Origin of the sequence: Compostimonas suwonensis (assembly GCF_002797855.1) — a bacterium.
In the GTDB taxonomy this organism is placed as follows: domain Bacteria; phylum Actinomycetota; class Actinomycetes; order Actinomycetales; family Microbacteriaceae; genus Compostimonas; species Compostimonas suwonensis.
This window is the reverse complement of record NZ_PGFB01000005.1, coordinates 268,851-282,855: the sequence shown is the minus strand read 5'-3', so window position 1 is coordinate 282,855 and position 14,005 is coordinate 268,851. Positions and strand designations below refer to the sequence as shown.

At 70.2% G+C, this 14,005-nt stretch carries 9 protein-coding genes, 1 tRNA gene and 1 other RNA gene; 7 read left to right on the top strand and 4 right to left on the bottom strand.

Annotated elements, in window-relative coordinates; genetic code table 11:
* The first annotated feature begins 97 nt into the window (after nt 1-97).
* Nucleotides 98-553, top strand: coding sequence for an SRPBCC domain-containing protein (locus CLV54_RS14755; RefSeq protein ID WP_100345747.1), 456 nt, complete (start codon nt 98-100; stop codon nt 551-553).
* Here CLV54_RS14755 and CLV54_RS14750 read toward each other — a convergent pair.
* The 3 genes from CLV54_RS14750 to CLV54_RS14740 all read right to left on the bottom strand — a co-directional run bounded on the left by CLV54_RS14750 (nt 541) and on the right by CLV54_RS14740 (nt 2,288).
* On the bottom strand, nt 541-1,101 hold the full coding sequence (locus CLV54_RS14750; RefSeq protein WP_100345746.1) for a hypothetical protein: 561 nt from the start codon (nt 1,099-1,101) through the stop codon (nt 541-543). The two genes, CLV54_RS14755 and CLV54_RS14750, sit on opposite strands and share 13 nt — an antisense overlap.
* A gap of 281 nt (nt 1,102-1,382) precedes the next feature.
* Nucleotides 1,383-1,467, bottom strand: a tRNA-Ser gene (locus CLV54_RS14745).
* 167 nt (nt 1,468-1,634) lie between these two features.
* Complete coding sequence (locus tag CLV54_RS14740) at nt 1,635-2,288, bottom strand: SDR family oxidoreductase (protein WP_100345745.1); 654 nt, start codon at nt 2,286-2,288, stop codon at nt 1,635-1,637.
* Nucleotides 2,289-2,380: 92 nt separating this feature from the next.
* Here CLV54_RS14740 and ffs point away from each other — a divergent pair.
* From ffs to CLV54_RS14715, 5 genes are all read left to right on the top strand, one after another.
* An RNA gene (gene ffs / locus CLV54_RS14735) (signal recognition particle sRNA small type) lies at nt 2,381-2,477 on the top strand.
* A 215-nt stretch (nt 2,478-2,692) separates the two neighbouring features.
* Nucleotides 2,693-5,236: a phosphoketolase family protein gene (locus CLV54_RS14730; protein ID WP_100345744.1), complete on the top strand. Its 2,544-nt coding sequence runs from the start codon at nt 2,693-2,695 to the stop codon at nt 5,234-5,236.
* A gap of 89 nt (nt 5,237-5,325) precedes the next feature.
* A complete protein-coding gene (locus CLV54_RS14725; RefSeq protein ID WP_100345743.1) occupies nt 5,326-6,678 on the top strand; it encodes a DUF1254 domain-containing protein in 1,353 nt (450 codons plus the stop codon).
* A gap of 16 nt (nt 6,679-6,694) precedes the next feature.
* Nucleotides 6,695-8,851: a phosphate acetyltransferase gene (gene pta / locus CLV54_RS14720; RefSeq protein ID WP_100345742.1), complete on the top strand. Its 2,157-nt coding sequence runs from the start codon at nt 6,695-6,697 to the stop codon at nt 8,849-8,851.
* On the top strand, nt 8,848-10,038 hold the full coding sequence (locus tag CLV54_RS14715) for an acetate/propionate family kinase (protein WP_100345741.1): 1,191 nt from the start codon (nt 8,848-8,850) through the stop codon (nt 10,036-10,038). The genes pta and CLV54_RS14715 overlap by 4 nt, the downstream gene beginning before the upstream one ends.
* A gap of 36 nt (nt 10,039-10,074) precedes the next feature.
* Here the strand turns inward: CLV54_RS14715 and CLV54_RS14710 are convergent, their stop codons facing one another.
* The gene (locus tag CLV54_RS14710) at nt 10,075-12,804 is read right to left on the bottom strand and encodes a LuxR C-terminal-related transcriptional regulator (RefSeq protein ID WP_170062010.1); all 2,730 of its coding nucleotides are present in this window, start codon (nt 12,802-12,804) and stop codon (nt 10,075-10,077) included.
* 414 nt (nt 12,805-13,218) lie between these two features.
* On the opposite strand from CLV54_RS14710, the gene CLV54_RS14705 reads away from it, so the two are divergent.
* Nucleotides 13,219-13,938, top strand: a complete 720-nt coding sequence (locus tag CLV54_RS14705) for a SipW-dependent-type signal peptide-containing protein (protein WP_100345739.1) — start codon at nt 13,219-13,221, stop codon at nt 13,936-13,938.
* The last annotated feature ends 67 nt before the right edge of the window (nt 13,939-14,005 follow it).

The following is a 14,005-nucleotide window of genomic DNA, read 5'->3' as shown; positions in this document are numbered from 1 at the left end:
AACGGGGCGGGGCGCCGGGCGTCGCGTTTTTTCACGACGTGCGGTCGCGGCATCCGTAGCGTTGTGGCATCGAACGGATTCGGCCGAGGAGAGCACCATGGAACCATTTGCGATGACCCTGTACGTGAACGCGCCCGCCGAGCAGGTGTGGGATGCCGTGGTCGGCGACGAGGGCAACCGAGCGGTGATGTTCGGCTCGGTCCTGCGCTCCGAGCTCACGGTGGGGGCCGGCTACGAGTACGTCGGGCCGGGCAACGAGGGCGAGGAGACCGTGCACGTCTACGGCGAGGTGCTCGCCGTGGAGCCGGGGCGGCTGCTGAGCCTGAGCGAGCACCCCGGCCCGAGCTACGGCGACAACCATGCGGAGCTCTCCAGCAGGATGACCTGGACCCTCGAGCCCGTGACCCCTGGCGTCACGGCGCTCACCTTCGTGAACGACGAGTGGAGCGACGGCCACCCGAACCACGACGGAACCGTCGAGAACTGGCCGCGGGTGCTCTCGGCGCTCAAGACCTTCGCCGAGACGGGGAAGACGATCGACTACGGCTGGTAGCGGAAGACCGGCCGGCGCTCGAACCAGTACACGAGGTTCGGGTGCGTGCGGGAGAGCTCTCCGACCGTGAGCGGCTCCCCGATGAAGTGCACGGGCACGTCGAACTCCTCGCGCAGGGTGTCCATGTTCTCGCGCGACCAGAACTGCCCCCGCATCCTGAGCAGGGCCCGCCCCTCGTCGTCGCAGATGAAGAGGTGCGGCAGGGTGTCGAGGGTGTTGCCGTGGTAGACGTCCGCTTCGACGATGCTCGCGACCTCGCTCTTGCTCACGTGGACCTTGCGCCCGAAGAACCCCCGCTCGGTCACGCCGTTCTCGTCGATCGAGAAGGTCGAGGTGAAGTACGAGATGGCCGCGAACAGGCCGACGATGATGACGACGACGAGCACCACGAGCACGGGAACCCAGCGGCCGGAGGGGATCGTGAGCCAGAACAGCACCGCGAACAGCGGCACGAGGAGGGCCAGCGCCGCGATGACCCCCTGGCGAAACAGATGGCCGAGGGGGCGGAGGACGCGCGCAGAGGTGCCGTTCACCGGTATCTGCGTCATCGAACCCCTTGTACAGCCTTTTGCCCGACCTCGATTGTGACAACAACGGGGCACCCCCGGATAGCGGCATTTAGGGGGACACCCGGTGTGGGGGTGCTGCGTGGCGATCCGTTCGACGGAGCCGGCGAGCCGGAGCCGCTCCAGCATGAGCTCGGGGGCGCGTGGTGGCGTCGCATCGGTGGACGATGTGTACGTGGTCATCCTGCAGGCGCGCTGCCGCTACTAGCCGACCTCGGCGTCATTACGCGGATCTGGACGTCGTCGAGCGGCTCGGAAATCTGCGGAGAATGGGGGATTCGAACCCCCGAGGGCTTGCACCCAACACGCTTTCCAAGCGTGCGCCATAGGCCACTAGGCGAATTCTCCTGGCAACCACCCGCGCCGGAGCGTGAATGGCCAGAGACGATCTTACCTGGTCGTTCGGGTCGCCGTTGCCGCGGCATCCGGGGCAGGAGCCGTGAGCCGCAGGAAACCGGCCGCGAGCCGGTCGAAGCCGGCCGCGAGCCGTCGAATCGGCTCAGCACGTGATCGGCTCAGTACTTGACGGCGGCGAGGGCCTCGACGAGCGGAACGTCGCCGCTGATCGCCTCGAACTGGGTGCGCACGCCGTAGCCGTCGGTGAGGGCCGCGAAGACGAGCGCCGCGACGTCCGCCCGGGGGATCGTTCCCCGCCCGGTGCTCTCGCCGAGGCTCACACGCCCGGTGGCGGGCTCGTCGAGGAGGCCGCCGGGGCGCACGATCGTCCAGTCGAGGTCGCGGGCGCGCAGGTTCGCGTCGGCCTCGCTCTTCGCGCGCAGGTAGATCTGGAAGATGTCGTCGGAGTCGGGGTCGAAGCCGTCGGCGCCCATCGCCGAGACGAGCACGTAACGGCGGATGCCGGCGCTCTCCGCCGCGTCGGCGAGCAGTATCGCGCCGTCGCGGTCGACGGTGTCCTTGCGCTCGGCGGTGCTGCCGGCGCCCGCACCCGCGGCGAAGACGACCGCGTCGACACCGGCGAGATCCGCGGCGAGGGTCGCGGCATCCGTCGCCTCGAGGTCGACGACGATGGGGATTCCGCCCGCCACGAGCACATCGGAGCCGTGCTCCGGGTTGCGCACGATCGCGATGGCCTCGTGGCCGGCGTCGGCGAGCAGTTTCTCGAGGATGAGGGCGATCTTGCCGTGCCCTCCGGCGATGGCGACTCTCATGGGTGACCCTTCTCTCGTCGCCTCCAGTCAACGCCGCTCGCCCCCGCGTTTCAAGTCGTACCGGAACAATCGGCGCGTCGAGTAAACTGGACGACGGCTCCCCGCGTGGCGCCATCCAGGCCAACTCCCCCAGGACGGAAACGTAGCAAGGGTAACCGGGCTCTGGCGGGTGCGCGGGGGGTCCTTTTTTTGTGCCGCCGTGTGCTCCGGCGTCGAGCGCGGGTTTGTTCGCGAGCGACGAGCGTCGAAGGGCAGCGGTCGGCAACAAACCCGCGCTCGGGCGTTTCATGACGGGGCACGAGCGGGCGCAGACGGGGCATAAAGTCCCTAGGCCCGGGAGAGCCGCCTCCCTAGGATTGAGACGTGTCCCATCTCAGTGGGATGCCACTCTCACGGAGGTCTCGATGGCAATCCGCACATCCACCCGATCGACCACATCCTCTGCTTCTCGCGGCAGGGCGGGCGCGCGCGGTGAGGCGGTGGCCGACCCCGTGCAGCAGGCCTGGCCCCGGCGCCAGGTGCGACCGCTCGGCGCCGACACCCTCGCGAGCGTCGACGCCTGGTGGCGTGCCGCGAACTACCTGAGCATCGGCCAGATCTACCTGCTCGACAACCCGCTGCTCGAGCGCCCGCTCGAGCGCGACGACATCAAGCCCCGGCTGCTCGGCCACTGGGGCACGACACCGGGCCTCAACTTCATCTACGCGCACCTCAACCGCGTCATCCGCGAGCGCGAGCAGAGCACGATCTACATCGCGGGCCCCGGTCACGGCGGGCCCGGCATGGTCGCCAACGCCTACCTCGACGGCACCTACTCCGAGATCTACTCCGGCATCGACCAGAGCACCGACGGCGTGCGCAAGCTCTTCCGGCAGTTCTCGTTCCCGGGCGGCATCCCGAGCCACGCCGCCCCCGAGACGCCGGGCTCCATCAACGAGGGCGGCGAGCTGGGCTACTCGCTCAGCCACGCCTACGGGGCCGCCTTCGACAACCCCGAGCTGCTCGTGGCGACGGTCATCGGAGACGGGGAGGCCGAGACCGGCCCGCTCGCGACCGCGTGGCACTCCAACAAGTTCCTCGACCCGCTGCACGACGGCGTGGTGCTGCCGATCCTGCACCTCAACGGCTACAAGATCGCCAACCCGACGGTGCTCGCGCGCATCCCCGAGGACGAGCTGCTCGAGCTCATGCGGGGCTACGGTCACACCCCGCACGTCGTGAGCGGGGGCTTCGACGGCGAGGATCCGGCGCTCGTGCACGAGCGGATGGCCCAGACCCTCGACATGGTGCTCAACGAGATCGCCGAGATCAAGCGGAAGGCCGCAGAGGGCGACACGACGCGCCCGGCCTGGCCGATGATCATCCTCCGCACGCCGAAAGGCTGGACCTGCCCCGCCGAGATCGACGGGCTGCCGGTCGAGAACACCTGGCGCGCCCACCAGGTGCCGCTCGCGAACGCGCGCGACACGGAGGCGCACACGCGCATCCTCGAGGACTGGATGCGGAAGTACCGCCCCGAGGAGCTCTTCGACGAGACGGGCGCCCCGGTCGAGCTCGTCACCCGGCTGGCCCCCGACGGCGAGCTGCGGATGAGTGCGACCCCGCACGCCAACGGCGGCCTCCTGCGCCGCGAGCTCGCACTGCCCGACTTCCGCGACTACGCCGTCGCCGTCGAGGAGCCGGGCGCGGTCAGCGGCGAGGCGACGAGGACGCTCGGCGGATGGCTCGCCGACGTCATCCGCGACAACCCCGACAACTTCCGGATCTTCGGCCCCGACGAGACGGCCTCCAACCGCCTCGCCCCCGCGGTCTACGAGTACAGCGACAAGCAGTGGAACGCCGAGGTGCTCCCCGTCGACGAGCACCTCGCCCGCGCCGGCCGCATCATGGAGGTGCTGAGCGAGCACCAGTGCCAGGGCTGGCTCGAAGGCTACCTGCTGACCGGTCGGCACGGGCTCATGAACTCCTACGAGGCGTTCATCCACATCGTCGACTCGATGTTCAACCAGCACGCCAAATGGCTCAAGGTGAGCCGCGACATCCCGTGGCGCCGGCCGGTATCGAGCCTCAACTACCTGCTCTCGAGCCACGTCTGGCGGCAGGACCACAACGGCTTCAGCCACCAGGACCCGGGCTTCATCGACCACGTCGTCAACAAGAAGGCCGACGTCGTGCGGGTCTACCTGCCGCCGGACGCCAACACGCTGCTCTCGACCTACGACCACTGCCTGCGGTCCGTCGACTACGTGAACGTCGTCGTGGCCGGCAAGCAGCCGTCGCCGCAATGGCTCGACATGGATGCCGCGATCGCCCACTGCACGCGCGGCCTCGGCATATGGGAGTGGGCCGGCACCGAGGTAGCGGGCGAGCAGCCCGACGTCGTGCTCGGCTGCGCGGGCGACGTGCCGACGCTCGAGGTGCTCGCCGCGGCATCCATTCTCCGCCGGGAGCTTCCCGGGCTGAAGGTGCGCGTCGTCAACGTCGTCGACCTCATGCGGCTGCAAGACGTGCGCGAGCACCCGCACGGGCTGAGCGACCGGGAGTTCGACACGATCTTCACGAGCGACCGCCCGATCGTCTTCGCGTACCACGGCTACCCCTGGCTCATCCACCGGCTCACCTACCGGCGGGCCGCCCACGCCAATCTGCACGTGCGCGGCTACAAAGAGGAGGGCACGACGACGACGCCGTTCGACATGGTCATGCTCAACGACCTCGACCGCTACCACCTGGTGATCGACGTCATCGACCGGGTGCCGGGCCTCGCGAGCAGTCAGGCCGGCCTGCGGCAGAGGATGCAGGACGCGCGACTGCACGCGCGCCAGTACACCCGCGAGCACGGCGAGGACCTCCCCGAGGTCACCGACTGGTCGTGGGCCGGCTCGCAGGGGCACAGCCAGGAGTCGGCGACCGAGCGCACCGACGACACCGGCAGCGACAACGTCTGAGCCCGGCGAGGCCTGCCGCCGCGGCATCCGGGATCCCCGGGAGACACCGAGAATCAGGCGCCCATCGATCACGAGAAGGAAGAGGCACCATGCAGACAGTCGACGACGACCGAAGCCTCGCGGAACTCGCCGCGGAAGCCTATCTCGTGGGGTTCCCGCTCGTGTTCGATCTCGAGCAGGCCCTGCGCAACGTGGAGACGGGCATCGGCGCTGCTCCGGCGGCGCCCTACAACACCTTCAGCCGAGCGACGAGTCTCGCCGGCCCGCAGGACACCTTCGTATCGATCAACAACGACACGGTCTATCTGATGTCGACCGTCGATCTCAGCGTCGGGCCGCTCGTTCTGCACGTGCCCGACACGCAGGGCCGGTACTACGTGCTGCAGTTCGTCTCGGCGTGGACCGACAACTTCGCCTACATCGGCTTGCGGGCAACCGGCACAGCGGAGGCCGAGTTCTTGCTCGTACCGGCGGGATGGCACGGCGACGCGGGCGGGCGCACCGTCGTCGAGTTCCCGACCCGTGTCGGGAACATCGTCGGCCGGATCGCATGCGACGGCGAGAGCGACCTGCTCGCTGTGCGGGACCTGCAGGAGCAGTTCACCCTCACCCCGCTGACCCCGGCGCCCGCTGATCCCGAGGGCATCCCCACTCCGGAATCCGGGGTCGCCGAAGGCCTCGACTTCTGGGAGAAGTTCCGGGTGTGGCTCGCGGCCTTCCCAGCGGCCCCGCAGTACTCACAGCTCCTGGAGAGCTTCGCCCCGCTCGGCCTCCTCGAATCGCGGTCGCCCTATATCGATCCGGCCGCCGAGCTCGCGGAGGCCCTCCGCGCCGGGATGGCGACCGCCAGACAGGGACTCGTCGACGCATTGCATTCCGGGGCGGGGACCCCCGAAGTCGATGGCTGGAAGGTCACGACTCACATCTTCGACTACAACGACGACTACTTCGGCATCGGCACGATCGACTCCCCGGAATGGCGGATCTCCGATCTCCGCACGCGCATCGGTCAACGCGCCGCCGCTGCCCTCGCCGGTCTGTGGGGCAACCACGGCTATGAGGCCTCCTATCCGATGACCTATGTCGACAGCGATGGCGAACCGCTGCACGGCAGCCACAGCTACAGGCTCAGGCTCGCCCCGACGCCTCCTGTCTCGGCGTTCTGGTCGCTCACGATGTACGACCTGCCGGATTTCTTCCTCGTCTCCAACGAGATCGAGCGGTACTCGCTCGGGGATCGCACGACGGGTATCGTCGAAGATGACGACGGTGCCATAACGATCACGATGAGCCACGTGCGGCCGACGGATCCCGCGGCACCCGCCAACTGGCTCCCCGCGCCCGACGGTCTGTTCCGGCCCATCCTGCGTCTGTATGGCCCGGGGTCCGACATCCTCGATGGCCGCTACACCGTGCCCGCCATCGAGCGTGCCGACGAATAACGACGACAAGGGATCCATGTCACGCAGCATCTACATCAGCTCCGCCGAGGGACACTCGGGCAAGTCGACGATCGCGCTCGGGGTGCTCGACACCCTGAGCCACCAGCTGAGCTCGGTGGGGGTGTTCCGCCCCATCGCCCGTTCGACGGAGGAGCGCGACTACGTGCTCGAGCTGCTGCTGCAGCATGACGGCGTCGATCTCGACTACGACGAGTGCGTCGGCGTCACCTACGACGAGGTGCACGCCGACCCCGACGCGGCCCTCTCGCTCATCGTGCAGCGCTACAAGGCGGTCGAGGCGAAATGCGACGCCGTCGTCATCATCGGCAGCGACTACACGGATGTCGGCAGCCCGAGCGAGCTCGGCTACAACGCGCGCATCGCCACCAACCTCGGCGCGCCGACCCTGCTCGTGCTGGGCGGGCGCGCCGGCCAGGGCATGAGCGAGCGCCTCGGCCACTCCGAGCCCCGCAGCCCCTACGACATGGCGCAGATCACCGAGCTCGCGCTCACCGAGCTGAAGAACGCGCACGCGACGCTCCTCGGCGTGGTCGCGAACCGCTCCGACCCGGAGCGCAAAGACGAGATCGTGGCGGCGATCGCGGAGGTCACGCGCAGGGAGCTGCCCGCGGCATCCGTGGCCGTCTGGGCCATACCCGAAGACCCGTTCCTCGTGGCGCCGACGATCGGCACCCTGCTCGAGGCCGTCGACGGCACCCTGCTCAAAGGCGACCCCGAGCTGCTCAACCGCGAGGCGCTCGGCGTGGTCGTGGCGGCGATGTCGCTCGTCAACGTGCTGCCGCGGCTCACCGAGGCGGCCGTCGTCGTGCTGCCGAGCGACCGCACCGAGGTTCTGCTGGCCCTGCTCATGGCGAACGACTCGGGAACCTTCCCCTCGCTCGCGGGCATCATCCTCAACGGCGGCTTCGAGCTCCCGGAGGCGATCGACCGGCTCATCGTCGGCCTTCGGCCCACGCTGCCCATCATCACGACCGAGCACGGCACCTACGACACGGCCCTGCGGGTCATGGGCGCGCGCGGCCGGCTCGCCGCCGATTCGCAGCGCAAATACGACACGGCCCTCGCGCTCTTCGAGCAGAACGTCGACTCCGCCGATCTCATGTCCCGGCTCGACGTGAGCCGGTCGGATGTCGTCACGCCGCTCATGTTCGAATACGGGCTTCTCGAGCGGGCGCGGGCCAACCGCAAGCACATCGTGCTGCCCGAGGGCGACGACGACCGCATCCTGCGCGCCGCCGGAACCCTGCTCTCCCGCGAGGTCGCCGACCTCACGATCCTCGGCGAGGAGATCGAGGTGCGCTCGCGGGCCATCGGGCTGGGCATCGACATCTCGCGGGCGAGCATCGTGAGCCCCTACGACGACGTGCTGCGCTACAAGTTCGCCGAGGAGTACGCCCGGCTGCGCGCCCACAAGGGCATGACCTACGAGAACGCGCGCGACACCGTGACCGACGTCTCCTACTTCGGCACGATGATGGTGCACATGGGGCTCGCCGACGGCATGGTCTCGGGCGCCGCGCACACGACGGCGCACACCATCCGCCCGTCGTTCGAGATCATCAAGACCCGGCCGGGGGTGTCGGTGGTCTCGAGCGTCTTCCTCATGGCGCTCGCCGACCGGGTGCTCGTCTACGGCGACTGCGCGGTCAACCCCGACCCGACCGCCACCCAGCTCGCCGACATCGCGATCTCGTCGGCCGAGACGGCGGTGCAGTTCGGCATCCAGAACCGCATCGCGATGCTCTCGTACTCGACGGGCGAGTCGGGGGCGGGGGCCGACGTCGAGAAGGTGCGCGAGGCGACGGCGCTCGTGCGGGAACGCCGCCCCGAGCTGCTCGTCGAAGGCCCCATCCAGTACGACGCGGCCGCCGACGTCGCGGTCGCCGCGGCCAAGATGCCCGGCTCCCAGGTGGCCGGCCGCGCGACGGTGTTCATCTTCCCCGACCTCAACACGGGCAACAACACCTACAAGGCCGTTCAGCGCAGCGCCGGGGCGGTCGCCATCGGACCCGTGCTGCAGGGCCTGCGCAAACCCATCAACGACCTCTCCCGGGGAGCCCTCGTGCAAGACATCGTCAACACCGTCGCGATCACCGCCATCCAGGCCGCGACCGCCGACTTCGCCGAGACCGGGGCGGGGGCCGGCGCATGACCGCCATCCTCGTCGTCAACAGCGGCTCGTCGTCGTTCAAGTACCAGCTCATCGACATGGAGACGGAGGGCGTGCTCGCGAGCGGTCTCGTCGAGCGCATCGGCGAGGCATCCGGTCACGCGCGGCACACCGCCGGCACGGGCGAGTCGGCGCGCGACCTGCCCATCCCCGACCACACGGCGGGCTTCGACGTTATGCTCGAGGCCTTCGCCGAGCACGGGCCGTCATTGCAGGATGCCGGGCTCGTCGCTGTGGGCCACCGCGTCGTGCACGGCGGCAAGCGCTTCTTCGAGCCCACCGTCGTCACCGAGCTCGTGAAGATCAACATCCAGGATCTCGCCGAGCTCGCCCCCCTGCACAACCCGGCGAACCTGCAGGGCATCGTCGCGGCCGAGAAGGCCTTCCCCGAGGTTCCGCACGTGGCCGTCTTCGACACGGCCTTCCACCGCACCCTGCCGCCCGCGGCCTACAGCTACGCGATCGACGCCGCTCTCGCCGAGCAGTACCGGGTGCGCCGCTACGGCTTCCACGGCACCTCGCACAAATTCGTGTCCGAGGCCGCGGCCGCGTTCCTCGGCCGCCCGCTCGGCGAGCTGCGGCAGATCGTGCTGCACCTCGGCAACGGCGCGTCGGCGTGCGCGGTCGACGGCGGCGCCTCGGTCGAGACCTCGATGGGGATGACGCCGCTGCAGGGTCTCGTGATGGGAACCCGCTCGGGCGACGTCGACCCCGCCGTGCTCTTCCACCTGCATCGCAAGGCCGGGCTCGGCTTCGAGCAGCTCGACACCCTGCTCAACCGGGGCAGCGGGCTGCTCGGGCTGTCGGGGCGCGGCGACATGCGCGATGTCGTGGAGGCCGCGGCATCCGGCGACGAGGCGGCGCAGCTCGCCCTCGACGTCTACCTGCACCGCATCAAAGACTACGTCGGCTCGTATCACGCGCAGCTCGGGGGCGCCGACGTGATCGTCTTCACGGCGGGGGTCGGGGAGAACAGCGCCGTCGTGCGCGCCGGTGCCCTGGCCGGGCTCGAGGCGCTCGGCATCGAGATCGACCCCGCGCGCAACGAGGCGTCGTCGCACGAGGCGCGCGTGATCTCGACGGATGCCTCGCGCGTCACGGTGCTCGTCGTGCCGACGAACGAGGAGCTCGAGATCGCGCGGCAGGCGCTCGCGGTCGTCGGGGGCTAGGCGGATCCGGTCGGGGGCTCGGGCGGGCCCGGTTGGTCAGGCGAACGACTCCACCTCGAGGATCCGGCCGAGCGACTCGCGCGGGGCGCGACCCAGCTTCGTGCGCGCCTGGTAGAGGTGCGACTCCACCGTCCTGACCGAGAGGAAGAGCTCGCGGGCGATGTCGCCGTTGCTCTTGCCCTGCGCGGCCAGGATCGCGATCTCCCGCTCCCGGCCCGTGAGCCTGAGATGCCCGGCCGGTGTGACCGGCCCCGTCGCATCGACCGGGAGGCCGCAGGCCTCCGCGAAGCCCCTGGCCCGTTTGGCGCTCAGCCGGGAGAGCACCGAGTCGGCGTTGCGGCGGTGCACGAGCTCGGCCTTGCCGGCGGCGAAGTGCGCCTCCCGCAGCCGCCCCGAGCGCTCGAAGTCGTCGACGCAGTCGTCGAGCGCCGCGCCGTCGCCCTGAGCCTCAGCGTCGGCGATCCGGGCGAACGCGGCGAGCAGGGGCACGTCGACCCCGTCGGCGGCGTCGCGCAGGGTCACGCCGTGGCGCGAGTGGGCGTCTGAATAGGCGTAGCCGGCCATCACGGCGTGCGCCCCCAGCAGCATGGCCTGCGGGCGGGCCGCCTCGGCGATCTGCCAGGCCTGCTCGCTCGCCGCCGTCGGGCCGAACCGGGCTCCGGTCACGTGGATCTCGGCGAGGTCGATGACGACGGAGTTCCAGGCGGCGGGGGAAGGGGCGACCGCGCGTGCCTCCGCGATGCGGGCGGTGGCGGCATCCGTCTCGCCCAGCAGAGCGAGGCACATCGCGTGGGCGGCGATCACGAGGGGCCGCCACGACACGAGGCCCATACGCCGCATACGCAGGTCGGCCGCGCGGAACTCGCGCGCCGCAGCGGGGATCTCGCCGCGGATGAGCGCCTGCAGCCCGCAGATGTAATTGAGGTTGGCGAGCGCGCCCGTGTCGCGTGTCGCGTCGACCGACAGCGCGAGCACGCCCGGCGCCCGGTAGAGCGCCTCGGCGCGCGCGCCGCTCAGGAACTCGATCTGCAGCGCGGTTGCGACCAGCTGCGCCACCGCCTCGTCTTTGGGGCTGCGGGTGGAGATGTCGCTGCTGCCGTCGAGGAACAGGGCCCAGGCCTCGTCGACGAGCTCGACCGCCCGTGACGCCGAGCCGGTGACCGTCAGGCTGAACGCGGCGAGGGAGGCACCCCGCATCCGCTGGCCGAGGGTGAGCGACGGGTCGCGCAGCTGGGCGGTGCCCGCGCCGATCGCGCGCGGCCACTCCATCTGCTCGGTCGCGTCGCTCAGCCGCTGGTAGGCGAGCTCGTCGACGGTCGCGCGGTCGACGGGTGCGCGGGCGGCGACCGCGGCGGGCTCGGCGGCTGGGGCATCCGCGGTGTGACCCAACCGCGGTTTGAGGCTCGCGGCCCAGCGCAGCAGGGCGACGGTGTTGCCGGGCGAGCGGAACCGCGCGGTCGCCGCGGTGAGCGCGCTCAGGGCGGCGTTCGGCCGGCCGACGGAGAGGTGCGCCCGGGAGGTCTCGACGGCGGCGTACACGCTGGGCTCGAGGGCGGCGGCGGCCTCGGAGTAGCGCAGGGCGAGATCGGGCAGCCCGCGATTGTTGGCGCGATGGGCGGCCATGAGCAGAACCCGGGCGAGCGTGGTCGGCGTGATGCCGGTGAGCGCGCTCCGCCGCGCGGGGTCGAGGCAGGCGTTCGCGATGATCGACGCCTCACCCGGATGGATGTCGCGGAGCTCGGGGTCGTCGGTCACGAGAGCGTTCACGAGCCCGTCCTCGAGGGCCTCGAGCAGCTCGTGCGGGGTGAGCTGGACGGCCGCGTCGGCGAGCAGCGAGTCGACGTGCACGACCTCGCGGGCGGGCGAGCTGACGGTCGCGAGCCGCATTCCGATGAGGATGTCGAGGCAGTGGGCGCCCACGACGTTCGACGCGCGGGCGAACCGTATGCCGTCGGCGCGTCCGAGCAGGGCCAGCCCGGCGAGGGCGTCGGCCGGCAGTCCGTCGAGACTGTAGCGGGCGAGCTCGAGGGCGCGGGCGGAATGCGGAGCGGTGCTCGGCCGGGTGTCGTCGCCGAGGTTCAGGGCGTCGAGTGTGAGCTCGCGCAGGAGGAGGGGGAGGCCGCGCCCGTAGAGCCCGATCGTCTGACGGGTCACCGCGTCGAGGGGGCGCCCCGCGGCGATCACGTCGATGAACTCGATCGACGCCGCGAGGTCGAGCGGCTCGAAGTCGACCCGGCGGGCGATGCCCTCCAGCCAGAGGCCGTCGAGGGTCGACATCGTCGCCCGGTCGAGATGGGGCGTGCGCTCGAGAGGGCGTTCGCAGGTCATCAGGAGCCTCGCGCGGCCGTCCCAGCACAGCCGCGCCAGAAGGTCGGCCGACTGCGGGTCGAGGTGATGCGCCTCGTCGATGAAGAGCACAAGAGGGCCGTTGCCCGGATGCCGGGCACACCGGTCGAGGAACTCACGGGCCTCGAAGCGGCCGTCGCCGGCCAGCCCGCTCACCCGCGGATCGAGGCACGCCGCGAGCGTGCCGAACGGCTCGGCGCTCAGGAGAGCCGTCGCGCGCAGGCGCAGCGGGTGCAGGCCCTGGGCCTCGAGCTGGTGGCAGATCGCCTCCGCGACGAAGGTCTTGCCCATGCCCGGGCGGCCGCAGAGCATCACGCTCGTTCCCTCGAGCAGGAGCGCGGCGAGGCCGCCGGCATCCCGCCCTGGAGTGTTCAGAAGCGGGCTGCCCTTATTTTGCCACCGTGTGGCTGTGTCATCCATCGACATGCACTTGAGCCTTTCTGCGCGCGGGGGTGCAGTTGGGCTCCGGGATCGATACCTCGGAGTCGTGCGTGTGTGCGTATGTAGTTATCCCCTTCTTCAGTATGTGGCGGGTTCCCGCACCGTGGTGGCCCCCGTCCGGGTGGATTTGTGGTCCGATCGGCACCCCGTACTGGGGGTCTAGCACGGATACGCGGTGAGAACAGGGGCGCGAATACCGAGATGCTCACTGGGATTTTCCGCTGCGCCGCCTCGGTGCGCTCGCTGTCGCCGCCACCGGTGCTGGTCCCGCACTGTATTCGTCCACGAGCTCTCGCACCGCCGTGCGCGCTCGGCATACCGTCCGAGTACGGGCCTCTGCGGACTATCGCACGGCCACATCCGTGGAATGAACAGGGGAATTGGAGGAAAACCATGTCTGCACACATTCGTGGTGGAGAGAAGGCCGGGCGCAAGAAGGCTTTCGCGATCATGGCCGGAGGGCTCGTGCTGGGGCTGGGCGTCACGGCGACACTCGCCGCATGGACGGACACCGAGTGGATCTTCGGCGGCAATGCGGCGGGCGACGGGCCGGGGGTGGGCACCTCGACGTTCGAGGTCGAGCAGAACACCAGCTCCCCGTACGTCGCGACCGCGTTCGACCAGTTCGAGGCGAACCCGGGAGACACGATGATCTTCGGTGTCGATGCGCTCGCGCTCTCGCCCGGCGACGCGGTGTACGCGCCGGTCGCCCTGCGCACGATCGCCGACTCGCTCGGCGGTTCGGTGGAGCTTCAGGCGGCCGTCGAAGCCGATGAGAGCGACTTCACGACGCCGTCGGTCGATCCGGACGGCCTGCTGTGGGGCGCGCTCGACTTGCGTGTCTCGGTCGCGGAGGACGCTGTGCTCCCGTGCACCGCCGACGCCTTCGCTCCGGGGGCGACGATCATCGCCGACGGCCCGCTGGCGACGGCGGACGGGTCCATCGCGCAGGAGCTCGACGCGGAGTCGGGCAACGTGCAGCATTACTGCTTCGAGCTGACGCTGCCCGAGGCGCCGACGCTGCCCGTGGGCTTCGACCTCGACGACCTGCAGGGTCTCTCGATCGCGCCGGCGTGGGAGTTCGCGGCCGACTCGACGGTGCTCATCCCGTAGTTCGACGAGCGTGAGCGAAGGGGTGCGGCACCGAACGCGTGCGGCACCGGACGACGACGGGCGGGAC

Excerpts from the sequence above, each read along its gene's own strand:
- CLV54_RS14755 (WP_100345747.1), top strand. The coding sequence starts at position 98 with ATGGAACCATTTGCGATGACCCTGTACGTGAACGCGCCCGCCGAGCAG.
- CLV54_RS14750 (WP_100345746.1), bottom strand. The coding sequence starts at position 1,101 with ATGACGCAGATACCGGTGAACGGCACCTCTGCGCGCGTCCTCCGCCCC.
- CLV54_RS14740 (WP_100345745.1), bottom strand. The coding sequence starts at position 2,288 with ATGAGAGTCGCCATCGCCGGAGGGCACGGCAAGATCGCCCTCATCCTC.
- CLV54_RS14730 (WP_100345744.1), top strand. The coding sequence starts at position 2,693 with ATGGCAATCCGCACATCCACCCGATCGACCACATCCTCTGCTTCTCGC.
- CLV54_RS14725 (WP_100345743.1), top strand. The coding sequence starts at position 5,326 with ATGCAGACAGTCGACGACGACCGAAGCCTCGCGGAACTCGCCGCGGAA.
- pta (WP_100345742.1), top strand. The coding sequence starts at position 6,695 with ATGTCACGCAGCATCTACATCAGCTCCGCCGAGGGACACTCGGGCAAG.
- CLV54_RS14715 (WP_100345741.1), top strand. The coding sequence starts at position 8,848 with ATGACCGCCATCCTCGTCGTCAACAGCGGCTCGTCGTCGTTCAAGTAC.
- CLV54_RS14710 (WP_170062010.1), bottom strand. The coding sequence starts at position 12,804 with ATGGATGACACAGCCACACGGTGGCAAAATAAGGGCAGCCCGCTTCTG.
- CLV54_RS14705 (WP_100345739.1), top strand. The coding sequence starts at position 13,219 with ATGTCTGCACACATTCGTGGTGGAGAGAAGGCCGGGCGCAAGAAGGCT.